Source organism: Bartonella sp. MR168JLCBS (assembly GCF_042194175.1).
In genome coordinates this window covers 1-319 of the sequence record NZ_JBHIMP010000454.1, presented here as the reverse complement: position 1 = coordinate 319, position 319 = coordinate 1, and the positions used below count along the sequence as shown (strand labels likewise).

The 319-nt window shown below is 38.6% G+C and carries 1 pseudogene; it reads right to left on the bottom strand.

Going from position 1 to position 319, the window contains the following annotated elements:
- Positions 1-319 (bottom strand): annotated as a pseudogene (locus ACFIK8_RS11925) (sn-glycerol-3-phosphate ABC transporter ATP-binding protein UgpC); the annotation flags it as partial.

The window sequence follows — 319 nt, the reverse complement described above, 5'->3', positions numbered from 1 at the left end:
TGTGTGAAAGACAGGTCCTTTGTCTGGATATTCGCCCAATAAGATTACCTCTGGCCTGAATGCCAAAAGATCAGTTTCTTTATTATAAGAAAATGAATAACCTAAATGTTGCTCTAGTATTTTGCGATCAAGAAAATTCATAGGGGGAGACCCTATAAAATCAGCAACAAATGTTGTTTCTGGGGTATCGTAAATTTCGATTGGGGTCCCAATTTGCTCGATAGCTCCTTTATTTATAACGGCTATTCTATCAGCTAATGTCATAGCTTCTAGTTGATCATGGGTAACATACAGGCTGGTTGTTCCTAATGAGCGCTGT